Source organism: Pseudomonas sp. MWU347 (assembly GCF_017947305.1).
Classification (GTDB): Bacteria; Pseudomonadota; Gammaproteobacteria; order Pseudomonadales; family Pseudomonadaceae; genus Aquipseudomonas; species Aquipseudomonas putida_A.
Window position 1 is genome coordinate 571014 of sequence record NZ_JAFGZB010000001.1, and the last position, 12854, is coordinate 583867.

At 61.1% G+C, this 12854-nt stretch carries 5 protein-coding genes; all 5 read left to right on the forward strand.

Features of this window, described 5'->3' with window-relative positions; translation table 11 throughout:
• The first annotated feature begins 15 nt into the window (after positions 1-15).
• The 5 genes from KCG87_RS02600 to KCG87_RS02620 all read left to right on the forward strand — a co-directional run bounded on the left by KCG87_RS02600 (position 16) and on the right by KCG87_RS02620 (position 12849).
• Positions 16-4632, forward strand: a complete 4617-nt coding sequence (locus KCG87_RS02600; protein WP_210556282.1) for a hypothetical protein — start codon at positions 16-18, stop codon at positions 4630-4632.
• Positions 4633-4735: 103 nt separating this feature from the next.
• Entirely contained in the window at positions 4736-5731 is a 996-nt protein-coding gene (locus KCG87_RS02605; protein WP_210556281.1) for an AraC family transcriptional regulator, read from the forward strand.
• A gap of 268 nt (positions 5732-5999) precedes the next feature.
• Entirely contained in the window at positions 6000-7025 is a 1026-nt protein-coding gene (locus tag KCG87_RS02610) for a histone deacetylase family protein (RefSeq protein ID WP_134785022.1), read from the forward strand.
• Positions 7022-8122, forward strand: a complete 1101-nt coding sequence (locus KCG87_RS02615; protein ID WP_134785023.1) for a polyamine ABC transporter substrate-binding protein — start codon at positions 7022-7024, stop codon at positions 8120-8122. The genes KCG87_RS02610 and KCG87_RS02615 overlap by 4 nt, the downstream gene beginning before the upstream one ends.
• A gap of 152 nt (positions 8123-8274) precedes the next feature.
• Positions 8275-12849 (forward strand): hypothetical protein, encoded by a 4575-nt coding sequence (locus KCG87_RS02620; protein WP_210556280.1) that lies wholly within the window; start codon positions 8275-8277, stop codon positions 12847-12849.
• Positions 12850-12854 lie beyond the last annotated feature (5 nt).

The following is a 12854-nucleotide window of genomic DNA, read 5'->3' on the forward strand; positions in this document are numbered from 1 at the left end:
ACGCAGGGACGCACGATGAGTTCAGTAACCACAAGCTCCACCCGGCAGACGGCTGCCGGCACCAATCCCACCGAAGCCCTGATCACCCAATTGAGTGTCGGCCCCGACTTGCGCGACGTGGCCGGTGTGCTGTTGCGCGAGCATTTGCGCAAGCTGTATCCCACGCTGGATCTGGAGCCGAGCATTACCATGATCGGCACGCCGCAATGGTCCATCGTCGACGAACAGATCGTTGCCGGAAATCCGACCTACCAGGCCTTGACCGAAATCCTCGCCGCCCAGGTCGTGCAGGGCACGCCGACGCTGTATATCGAAGGTGAACACTTTCTGACGCAACAACCGATCAGCGATCCGGCCGTCCACCTGCCGGTACGGATCGACGAAATCGCCAGCCTGCTCAACCTGCTGGCACCGGTCATGCTCACGGCGTTTCAGGAGCAACAGCTGGCGTACTGGAACAACGCCGACGACAGCAACGGCCCGCGTTGGCATACATTGTCGAACACCCTGCGCGAGATCTGGAACGTCAATCAGGTACAAGGCTGGAGCGAGAGTGACTGCGCAATGGCCCGCGCGCTGTATCGCACTGCCGGTCTGGCCGGCAGGAAAATCGATGACCAGAACAGCGCCTGCCTGATCGCCATTGATCTGATCGATGGCACAACCGTAAAGCATCTGAACGAAGTATCGATGGCCGTGCTGATCGGCACACAACAGGGAAAGACGGTCATCCTCGCCCATTCACTGCTCAAGGGTTATCAGAAGTTCGACTCTCTTGATGACCTGGGCAAATCCTTGCCTGCGCACGTGGGCAATCTTCAGCCGTACCAGCAGTTGAACTGGCGATTGCTGGAACCCTCGGGCAGCATCTTCGATTATCAGGCGTGTGCACTGGTCTCGATTCAGATCGATGTGATCGGCGCGCTGGATTTTTCTCCTGCCACACCTGCCCCGCTCGACAAGCCATTGTCCACGGCCACCCCCGAAGTCGACGCCACGGCGAAAAAGCCCGGCCCGCCATTGAGCTGGTTTCAGAATGCCTTGCCTGACTGGCTCATTGCTGCATCACTGCCGGATCTGAACAACTATTCCCGGCACTTGAAGGATCTGGCTGCACTGCATAACCAGAACACCGGCAAGTCCTATCTGGATGGCATCCTGCCAATCAGCGAATACGCGCTGAGCGAAATGAACGCCTTGCATGCCGAGACCCTTCGCGCGCACGCCGATGCGCAGCGTACCGATCTTGAAACAGCTCTGGAGTCGATCCAGTTGCGGGTCAAAAGTCCGGTGATCTGGGGCACCTTTACTGTTCCGGGAAAAATCGAGACTTACAATTTCAGCGTCACCGATCTGGCCTTGCAGAATCTGATTGCAGTGCCGGTAGGCAACAAGACCCTGCACTCCACCCGTGGCAAGCCATTGCCGACATGGCTGACCGTAAGCTATCTGGAAGACCTGGTAACCCGCGCGGATATCGGTACGACCTATCCGGCGCTGATCAAGCGTCAGTTGGTCGACACCACGCCAGCTTCCGCCGGGAGACAGGCACTGTTCACTCAACACTTGCGCATCCAGTTGCCGCTGCTGGCCCTGCAATCGAAAATTCGCGGCAAGGCCGGTATCGACGCACGCGGTTACCGCTATGTCGTCGCGGTGCTGGATCCCGACAGCAACCATCGCATGGTCGAGGACCAGACCATCGTCATGCGGCCTCTGGCTTTCGTACCTCAACGCAGAACAGACGGCAGCCATGACGAAGTCGCCAACATGTTCGTGATCGGTCCTGAGGACCCGAGCGCCGGGCCGTGCCTGCTGTATCGACCGATGCTCGACCAGCCGTTGACCCAATACCCTTCCCCCAGCAACTTGCTGTACGCCATCCAGCAATCCGCCAGTCTGCGTGACTCGGTGCTCGCCTGGCTCCCGGACCGCGTGCGCAGCGACTACGCCAACTATGTGTTTCCAGGCACGTTGCCCTCCCCCTGGGCCGTCACCGAGTTTCTGGTGGATGCGGAAAAAATGAGGGTCATGAGTGGGCCGATCAGCCTCGGTAGAAAGACCGTGGAGGGCGATCTGCCAGGCGCTCTGTACAAAGCCAACGCGTCGGCGCTGGTCGAGCTGGCCGACCGCCAGTCGGTGTCAAATGCGGAAAGTCGCTGGGCCAGTTTCAAACAGGCCGGATGGACCCTGTTCAATGCCGTCTTGCCGTTCCTCGGACGCACGGTGGGTGTCGCGACGTGGATCTGGCAGGTGATGGAGCAACTGCAAGCCCTGAAGGAAGCCCGGGAGCAGGATGACTCTTCCGCGCAATGGTCAGCGTTCACCGAGGTGTTGCTCAATCTGGGGATGGCGATCACGTTGCACATCGCAGGTCGCTCCCGACCACGGCTGGCCCATGAGACAGCGGCACGCGAAACACCGAAAAACCCTGACCCCACGACCACTGAAATCACCGTGCAACAACTGGAAAAAAGTGCTCCCCATGAAACCGCTGACCTGCAGCAAACCCTGAATATCAGCGGCGCCGCGAATCGCACGCCCGCAAGTCTGGGCACCGTGCTGTCCCACTTCAAAATCCTTCGCCCGCAACGTCTGGGTAGCGCCAACACCACGCCAGGGCTCTATCGCAATCTCTACAGCTACAACAGCAAATGGTACGCCCCGGTGGGCCATGACTGGTTCGAGGTCGCGGTGGACGAAAACGGTACCGTCATGATCATCGATCCGCAGGATCCAACCCGTACCGGCCCAGCCTTGATCGGCAATCTGCGTGGCGATTGGTTCGTCGATACCCGACTGCGTCTGCGCGGTGGCGGCTCGGCCGGCCTGACACAGCTGGCTGAAGCACAACGCCGCATCGAAGCGGAAAAACTGCGCACCCGCCTGACCGCCTTCGAAAGCCGTAAGGCGGCAGCGCAAGGCGAGCTGGAACAGGTCCGCCAGGCAATGAACGCTGCCACCGCTCAGACCGCTGCGGCCCACCGCCAGCTCTTTCTACAGTCTCTGGACAGGCAACGCGTCGCTTATGCCCAGGCGTTGAGCGATCTCAAGGCGTTGCATGTATTCTCGCCAACGGCTGACTACCAACAGAGATCCCTGAGCTACCTGAAGGCGCAGCTCGAACTCATCCATGCAGGGATTCGCGAAGCGCTGACCCTGTTCACGCCGACATTGCGCAGCGTACTCAATCATCTCGAAGAACAGGCTGAACAGCCCCAGAACCGGCATATTGCCGAAACGCGGCAGATGCTTGAGCTCAATCTGGACATGATCACGCGTCTGGAGCAGATCCAGGCACAATTGGTGCAACTCAAAGAGTTCGAGAGAGACGGCTTGCGCTTGATTCAACTGACCCGCAAGGCACTCCCGGCGTACTCGATCGAGGATCTCAAGGCACTGCAGGTGACACTGGCGCGCAATGTCTGCCTGCCCGAACACTCGGTAGCGACCGCCGCGGATGCCTGGCTCAGTCTCGACCAGATTGTCGATACCGCCGATATCGCCGTTCAAGCGCTGCGCGACACCCTTGAGGAGCGCAGCGTTTCCCGGCTCGACGAACGCATCGACTGCCTCAACGATCTGATCGAACAATTCAACGTACTCGACGAGCGCCTGGCAGACTTCAAGTCCGCGTTCGCTGACAGTGTGCAAGAGGCACCGCTGACAAACCTTCGCCAACAGCTCGAGCAATTCAACCGCAGCGCCCGCCACAACCTGGTGCTGTTGCTCGAAGAGCGCGACACCCTGCGCAGCCGCCCGGCGCTCCCCGTGCAACCGCCAAGGCCGAAAAAGAAGTTCATCCGCACCCGCTACAACGGCGTGCTGATCGGCGAGCCGCGCCTGACGGCACAGGGCCTGGAAACCGACCTGGTCGACATCAAGTCACCGCTCACGGACAAGGTCATCTCGACCTTTCATCAAAAAACTCCCGGGGTGTGGGTCGAACGTATCAGCACTGCCTTGCCGACGCCGACGCCAGCGCTCGAAACCAGCCTGAACAAGGGGCAGGACCTGCTCGACGGCCTGCCGGCGTTCACCCTGCGCATGAACGAACTCATGAAGCAGGCCGGACGCTCGGCGGTCGGTATCGAGTACCTGTTTCACCAGCACGCCCTGCAACTGGAACACGTCAGCGCGGCCATTGAACAGGCCCTGACCGACAGCAACGCCACGGACAGCAGCCAGCGCTCGGCTGCGGTGCTGAACAAGGCGCTGAGCGATGCCGTCGACAGCCTATATCAGCAGGCCAAAACCGCCATGTCGATGATGACCAGGGCACAATCACCCACACCATCAGGTGTCGCCTGGCTTCAGACCAATGACAGCATCCGTATTGCAAAAACTGTCAGTCGACGCCGCCTCAAGGGCGGCAAGGCGCTCTACCTGGACGAATACAGCATCACTGACCAGACCACGCGCAAGGTGCTGTGGTACGCGCATTTTCTGTACTCCACCTCATGGGTGCCGGACAAGGCCTTCCTCTCTGCACGTTTGAAAACCCCCGCGGAGCGGCAACTGGGATCCGATGCCGACAGCACTCGCGGGTTGAGCCGGGCCGAACGGCTGGCGTACTACCGCAGCATGATCGGCGTGGAGCAGGCCCGACAGCTGTTTTTCAGCGCGAGCTAAGGCATACGCTGATGACCGTGCACGACGTCGCCCCTGCCTGTGGGCGTCGTGCACGGCACGCTACTTGCTGCCTCTTTTGCCAAAAACCAGCGGATGCCGCCTCATGCTCCACTCCCACCTCACGACGCTCAATGCCGTCTCACTGGTACTCAACACCTTCAAGACCGAAGGCCTGTCGAGCGAAGCGCTGCTGGCCGGCAGCGGCATCAGTACGGCGGATCTGGCCCGTGCCGACACACGCATCACCACCAATCAGGAAATGCAGGTCTGCGCCAATGCGGTCGCGCTCAAGCATGACATCGGCCTGGAACTGGGCCGGCGGATGCACGTGTCCTGCTACGGCATCCTCGGTTACGCCCTGCTCACCAGTGCCACCTTAGGTGACGCTTTGCGCCTGGCGATTCGCTATCCGGCGCTGCTGGGAACACTTTTCGAACTGAGACTGGAAGACGACGGCGAGCGGGTCTGGTTCGTCGCCGCCGATTACCGCGAGAGCCCGTCGATGGCGGTGTTCAACGCGGAGTTCTGCCTGGTGTCATTGAAGGTCATCTGCGACGATTTGCTTGGGCATCCGCTGCCGCTACTGGCGACACGTTTTGAACATGCCGCGCCGGATTACCGCGACAGCTACGCTGAGCACTTCAACAGCCCTCTGCACTTCGGCGCCAAGGACAATGCTTTCGCCTTTGACCGGCGCTGGCTCGATCAGCCGTTGCCTTTGGCCGACAGCATCACCCACCAGGCCATGGCCGACCGCTGCCGCAAACAGAACATCGAGTTCACCGGACGTCAGGCGTGGCTGGGGCGGATTCGCCAGTTGCTCAGTGCCCAGCTCAATGCAGCACCGGGGCTGGAGGGGCTGGCCCAGCAAATGAAGTGCTCGCCGCGCACCTTGCGCCGCCATTTGAAGGACATGGGCAGCAGTTATCAGGAACTGCTCGACGAACTGCGCTTCGAGCGGGCCAAGCAGATGCTGTGTGAGGATCAACTGCCGATCTACCGCATCGCCGAGACCCTGGGCTTCAGCGAGACCGCGAGTTTCCGCCATGCGTTCGTGCGCTGGAGCGGGGTGGCGCCGAGCCAGTTTCGCCCTCATTGATGTTCCAATGTGGGAGCGGGCTTGCTCGCGAATTCGCAGTGTCAGTCGCGATCAATTTATCTGACCTACCGTATTCGCGAGCAAGCCCGCTCCCACCGGGACGCATTTCATGCCTGAATCGAAGCAAGGCTGTACTGAAAAGAGGGGCGAATTGCGGTCAGAGTTTTTGGCCATATCGATCCCCTTTTGGCCTTTCCTGCCGTTCTCCGATTCGCCGCGCGCCGCAACACTGGGGGCAACCGAATCAGCCCCCTGCGGAGAACAACAAATGCTGACGATCTACTCGGACGATCACCACCTGCACCACGGCCGCTGCGAACTCATCGACGGCCAGCTCAAGCCGTGTTTCGAAATGCCGTCGCGCGCCGACCACGTGCTGCAACGGGTACAGCACCAGAACCTCGGCCCGGTAGAAGCGCCAAAGGATTTTGGCCTCGAACCGATCGCGCGCATCCACAGCCGCGATTACCTCGACTTCTTCAAAGGTGCATGGGCACGCTGGACCGAATTCAACACCGACGGCGACCTGCTGCCCTACACCTGGCCCGCCCGCACTCTGCGGCAAATCAAACCGACCAGCCTGCACGGCCAGCTCGGCTACTACAGCTTCGACGGCGGCGCGCCGATCACCGCCGGCACCTGGCAAGCGGCGTACAGCGCAGCGCAGGTCGCCCTCACCGCCCAAGCGGAAATCCAGCGCGGCGCACACAGCGCCTTCGCCCTGTGCCGACCACCGGGACACCACGCCGCCAGCGACTTGATGGGCGGTTATTGCTACCTCAACAATGCCGCCATCGCCGCCCAGGCATTTCTCGATGCCGGCCACAGGAAAGTCGCGATCCTTGACGTCGACTATCACCACGGCAACGGCACCCAGTCGATCTTCTACGAGCGCAGCGACGTGCTGTTCACCTCGATCCACGGCCATCCGGAAGCCGAGTTTCCGTTCTTCCTCGGCTACGAGGATGAACGCGGTGAAGGCGCCGGTGAAGGTTTCAATTTCAACTATCCGCTGCCGGCCGGTTCCGGCTGGGATGTGTGGAGTGCGGCGCTGGAACAGGCCTGCAACGAGATCGACAGCTACGGTGCCGACATCATCGTCGTGTCGCTGGGCGTCGACACCTTCAAGGACGATCCGATCTCGCAGTTCAAGCTCGACAGCCCGGATTACCTGGCCATGGGCAAACGCATCGCCGCCCTCGGCAAGCCGACGCTGTTCGTCATGGAGGGTGGTTACGCGGTGGAGGAAATCGGCATCAACGCAGTGAACGTGCTCGAAGGGTTCGAACAATGAACCGACTCAAGCACTGCATTGCGCCAGCCCTGTGCGCCGCGCTGCTCAGCGTCGGCGCCCACGCCGAAGAACGCACCCTGCGCGTCTACAACTGGTTCGACTACATCACGCCCAAGGCGTTGGAAGACTTCAAGGCACAGAACACCCAGACCAGACTGGTCTACGACATCTTCGACACCAACGAAGCACTGGAAGCCAAGCTGCTGACCGGCAACTCCGGCTATGACGTGGTGGTGCCGTCCAACGTGTTCCTCGCCAAGCAGATCGAAGCCGGGGTGTTCCAGCCGCTGGATCGCAGCAAGCTGCCGAACTGGAATCATCTCGATCCGAAACTGATGAAGCTGATCGAAGCCAACGACCCGGGCAACAAATTCGCCGTGCCGTACATGTACGGCACCATCCTGATCGGCTTCAACCCGGCCAAGGTCAAAGCCGCGCTGGGCGATAACGCGCCGGTGGACAGCTGGGACCTGATCTTCAAGGAAGAGAATCTCAGCAAGCTCAAGCAGTGCGGCGTCGCCCTGCTCGATTCGCCGTCGGAGATCCTGCCGCTGGCGCTGCAACACCTGGGTCTGGATCCCAACAGCAAGAACCCGGCGGATTACGCCAAGGCCGAAGCGCTGCTGATGAAGATCAGGCCGTACATCACCTACTTCCACTCATCCAAGTACATGGCCGACATCGCCAACGGTGACATCTGCGTCGCGGTCGGTTATTCCGGCAGCTTCTCGCAAGCGGCCAACCGCGCCAAGGAAGCGAAGAACGGTGTGGTGGTCGACATGCGCCTGCCCAAGGAAGGCGCACCGATCTGGTTCGACATGCTCGCCATTCCCAAGGGCGCGAAGAACACCGAGGACGCCTACACCTTCATCAACTACCTGCTGCAACCGGCGGTGATCGCGCCGGTCAGCGACTTCGTCGGATATCCGAACCCGAACAAGGACGCCACGCAACTGGTCGATCCGGCGATCCGCAACAACCCCAACCTGTACCCGACCGATGCGGCGATGGGCACGCTTTACACCCTGCAACCGCTGCCGCGGGATGCCGAACGGGCACGCACCCGGGCCTGGACCAAGATCAAGTCCGGTACCTGAGCCGACGCTGACGACAAGACCCGCCGCCGTGCGGGTCTTTTTTTGCCTGCGATATCTATCTACCACCTTCGGTGCTCGGCCCGTCACTACCTTGCAACGCATCGCCCGCCGCCACTTTCGCGGTGCCTGCTGTTCTGACCAAGGATGTGACCATGCCAGAAACCCTCAACTCTCCCGCCGACCACAAGCTGCCGGATGATCAAGACGCCCTGCTCACCCAACTGATCGCCGGCCCCTCAATCAGGGAAGTCGCCACCCGCGCCCTGCAACCGGCACTGAAGACGCTATACCCCAAGTTACAGATCGACCCGCGACTGGCAATGGTGGTGACACCTGGCTGGACCTTGCGTGACCAGCGTGTCGTCCCCGGGCCGCGACACTTCGAATCGCTGACCGATGCGCTGGTGCGTCATGGCGTCGCCAACAAGCCAGTGACCTACCTGGATGGCGAGCACTACCTCACCTTGCATCCTGCTCACGAGACGCCGGTACAACTGCCCGTCAACATCGAGGCTATCGCCAGGCTGCTCAATGAACTGGCGCCGCTGCTGTTTGTTGCCTTCGAGGAACAACAGGTCGATTACTGGAACCAGTTCACCCGCGCCTCCGCCCCGCGCTGGCAGGGATTGTCCAGGTCCCTGCGCGAACTGTGGAACGTCGGGACGAACCCGGCGTGGGACGACGACCAGCGCGCCATGGCCCAGAGTCTTTTCGACCATCCGCAAAAAACTGCCCGCAGTACCGATGATCGCTATCAGTCCCGCGCCTGCCTGATCGATCTGGACACCACGCGCGATGGCACTTCCACTCACCTGCACGTCCTCGATATGGCCGTACTGATCGGCACGCTCGGCAGCCGCACGCTGATTCTCACCCACACCATCACTCGCGGTTTCCAGGCCTTCGATACCCTGCAGGAACTGGGTGCCTCACTGCAGAGCCAGACGGAGGGACCGCCGCCTGCAACCCTGCAATGGCGGCTGATCGAACCTGACGGTGACTACTTCGATCATCTGGCGTGCAATCTGATCGCCCTGCAGGCCGACGCGATTGGCGAGCTGGCAAACGAACCGGCGACAACCAACCTGACGCCCCACGTCAGCCGCACGACCAATGAACTCGATCCCACGGACAAGCAGTCGTCTTCACGCTTCAACCTGGTCGAGCAAGCGTTGCCAGAGTGGATGGTCGACGCCTCGCCCAGCGACCTGACTGCCTACAGCCGTCATCTGATGGATCTGGCGCAGGTGCAAAGTCAGAACGCCGAGCAGTCCTTTGACGACGGTATCAAACCGATTCGCGAGTTCGCGCTGGAGCAACTGCAGGCGGCCCTGCTCAAGGAGCATCCCGAAGCCACTGAACTGAATCTGGCCGAGATTCGCATCGTGGTCGACAGCGTGGTGGTGTGGGGCAGTTTCACACCGTTGCTGGAGCCCGAACGCAGCACCTTCAGCCTGGTCGATCTGGCGTTGCAGAACCTGATTGCCTTGCCGCTGGGCAACAAGACCGTGAGCAATATCGGCAGCACTCCGGTGCCGGCATGGATGACGGCCGATTATCTGGAGAGATTGATCGTCAGTGTCGACATCGGCCAGACCTATCCTGCGCTGATCAGGCAAAAACTGCGCGATGACCCGCTGGAAAGCCTGCGACGGCAGAACCTGTTCACCAGCCGGCTGCGTGTCGAATTGCCGTTACTGGCGTTGCAGCAGAAGATTCGCGCGCAGGGCGGGGTCGACGAGGCGGGCTATCGCTATGTCGCGGCCGTGGTTCAGTTGCTGGACGCCAATCGCCGGGTGGACGGTCAGGAGATTGTCATTCGACCGCTGGCCTTCAATCCCGCGTGGCGCCCGGGGACGACCACCGATGAAGTGGCCAACATGTTCGTGATCGGGCCCCGACAGATGGACAAGGGACCCTGCCTGCTGTACCGGCCGCTGTCCGATCACGCCTTGCTCCAGTACCCGTCGCCGGCCAACCTGGTGTACGCCATCAAGCATTCACCGACATTGCGTCAGGCGGTCCTCGCCTGGTTGCCGGACAGTGCGCGCGCCAACTATGCCAATTACGTGTTCAGCGATGATCGCCCCTCGGTATGGTCGCTCTCACAACTGCTCGCCGACCCACTGACTTCCTTGCAGATGAGCGGCACGCTGACCTTGGGAACAGCAGTCATCGCTACCGATTACCTGGCTGTTCTGTTCAAGGCCAACGTCAGTGCAATGGTCGAACTGGCGAATCGGCAATCGGTGTCCAATAGCGAAAGTCGCTGGGAGAGCTTCAAGCATGCGAGCTGGATGATCCTCAGCGCCGCGCTGCCGTTTTTCGGTCGAACCGTCGGTACCGCCGCCTGGATCTGGCAAGTGCTGGACGATCTGCAACAAACCTTCGACGCCGCCGCCACAGGCGACACCGCGCAGCAGAAAACCGCGATGACCGATCTGTTGCTGACCCTGGCCATGGTGCTCGCCCATCACGCCAGCACCCGTAACGCGACGCCTCGGGACATCACTGAAAAGAAGCCGGTGACCGTCGAGACCGAGCCCAGGGAGCCGGCACCACCAACGCCGGTAAGCATCGTGCAACGCCCTGATGTGATCGGTGAGTATCCGGCGCAACACCAGACTTCGCTGATGACCGACACCGCCCTGAGCCTGACCCAAACCCTGGATCGGTTTGCCGTTACGCGCCCCGAAGCGCTCACCCCGACCGCCAGCGACGCCGGCCTTTATCGTCACCTTTATCGACATGCCAGCGGGTACTACGCACCCGTGGGTGAGCGCTGGTTCGAAGTAGCGGTCACCGACACCGGTGAGGTATCGATCATCAATTCGCAGCGACAGCCCGGACGTGCGGGTCCGGGGTTGATCCGCAATCGACGGGGCGAGTGGTTCGTCGACACTCGCCTGCGTCTGCGCGGTGGTGGTCTGTCGAGTCGGCGCAAGGCCAAACGACGGGAAAACAATGAACGCATCGCCGAACTCAAGAAACAACTGACCGAGTTCGATAACACGCGCGAGCAGGCCCGCACAGAGCTGACAGCCGCTCACACCGCCATGACCGCGGCCAGCGATGACACTCTGGTGGCGCAGCAGACCACGTTTCTTGCAGCACTTGAACGCCGCACCGAGGAATACGCGGCGCCCATCGAACAGCTGAAATCGCTGAACCTGCTTGAGACCGTACCCCATTTCCGCACCGCCATGACCGAGATGCTCGGTACCCAGTTGTTCTTCAACCAGACATGGCTCACTCAACGTGACCCCCTCTTCGCCAGAACCCTCAAGGAAACCCTGGTGCTGCTCGAGGCCGAGGAAACGGCTGCAGGCACCGGTGACCCCGTCATCTACCGCAGAATGTACGATTTGACCGAGGACATGATCAGCAGGATCGAGTTTGCCCAGTCACGTTTTCAGGAGTTGAGCCGACTGGGCAAACGTGCCGCTGAAGTCGCCAATACCTATCGCGCAAAGCTGCCTGTGTTCAGTCTCAATGATCTCAAGGCGCTTCAGGTGTCGCTGGCTCGCGACATCTGCCTGCAAGAGCAGGCTTCGCCAGCGCTGACTCAGGCACAAGGCGATCTGGTACGCCTGCTCGACACAACCAACCTGGTGATTCAGACCTCCCAGGAACTGCTGCTTGACCACACCAGCCTGGGGGCCAACGAGCGGATCGAAGGCCTCAACGGCATGCTCGAACAGTTTGCCGCCATCGATCAGTCGTTCGAGGATTTCGCCCTCAACCACAAGGATGTGCTGCTCGACGAGCCCTTCAGCCATACGCGTAAACGAATCAACGAGTTTCAGCACCAGACCGAAGAGCACCTGGCGCAATTGCTCCTCGAACACCGGCCGGTGGAGCCTCGGCCCGGTCCTTCAAGGCCAGCGCCAGCCTCACGTAAACGGATTATCAAAACCCGCTTCAAGGGCACAGTGGTCGGCGAGTTGCGTTCCTCGGCGCCAGGGCAACCGGTCCTGCTTGACGTGAAAGCGCCCATGACCGGGAACGTCATCGCCACTTTTCACGAGAAAACGCCCGGTGTCTGGGTCGAACGCATTCAGCCCGGACGGCGCCGCCCGCCTGCTCCGGTAGCGGATCTCGCCACCCAGATCAGCCAGGGCCAGGCGCTGCTCGATGGCGTAGAAAGCTTCATCCGGCAAACCGAAGCCCATGCCAAAAAACCCGGTCGGATTCCGGTGGAGATCGAAGAGCAGTTCCAGCGCAAGGCCGAACAGCTCGATGAAAGCGCGAAAAGCCTTGAACAGGCCCGGCTGCGGGCGAACAGCACCGAGGAGCCGCCAGCCCTGATCGCCCAATTGAACCAGGCGGGTGAACGCCTGTACGCCGAGGGCTACCGGATACGGGTCGAGATGACCAAGCAACAACCGCCAACCGCTGCCCGGGTCGAATGGTTATTGCACAAGGATGAGATTGACATTGTGTCTGGCGGTGCCCGGCGTCGCCTCAAAGGCCCGCGCAGGGATTATCTGCAGGAGTACGAAATTCGCGAGCGGCGCAGCGGCAAGACGTTGTGGTACGCGCACTTCCATTACAACAGCCCCGATGCACCGGCCGACGCCTTCACCGCCGCCCATTTGAAACTGCAGGAGCAACGGCGGATGGCCGGCGCCTTCGACCTGGACTCAGCCACCAGCAGCCCGCAAATCATCGCTATCTATCGCAGCGCGATCAGCCCGCAGCTGGCGCGTTCGCTGTTTTTCTCATAAGCCCC

Excerpts from the sequence above, each read along its gene's own strand:
- KCG87_RS02600 (WP_210556282.1), top strand. The coding sequence starts at position 16 with ATGAGTTCAGTAACCACAAGCTCCACCCGGCAGACGGCTGCCGGCACC.
- KCG87_RS02605 (WP_210556281.1), top strand. The coding sequence starts at position 4,736 with ATGCTCCACTCCCACCTCACGACGCTCAATGCCGTCTCACTGGTACTC.
- KCG87_RS02610 (WP_134785022.1), top strand. The coding sequence starts at position 6,000 with ATGCTGACGATCTACTCGGACGATCACCACCTGCACCACGGCCGCTGC.
- KCG87_RS02615 (WP_134785023.1), top strand. The coding sequence starts at position 7,022 with ATGAACCGACTCAAGCACTGCATTGCGCCAGCCCTGTGCGCCGCGCTG.
- KCG87_RS02620 (WP_210556280.1), top strand. The coding sequence starts at position 8,275 with ATGCCAGAAACCCTCAACTCTCCCGCCGACCACAAGCTGCCGGATGAT.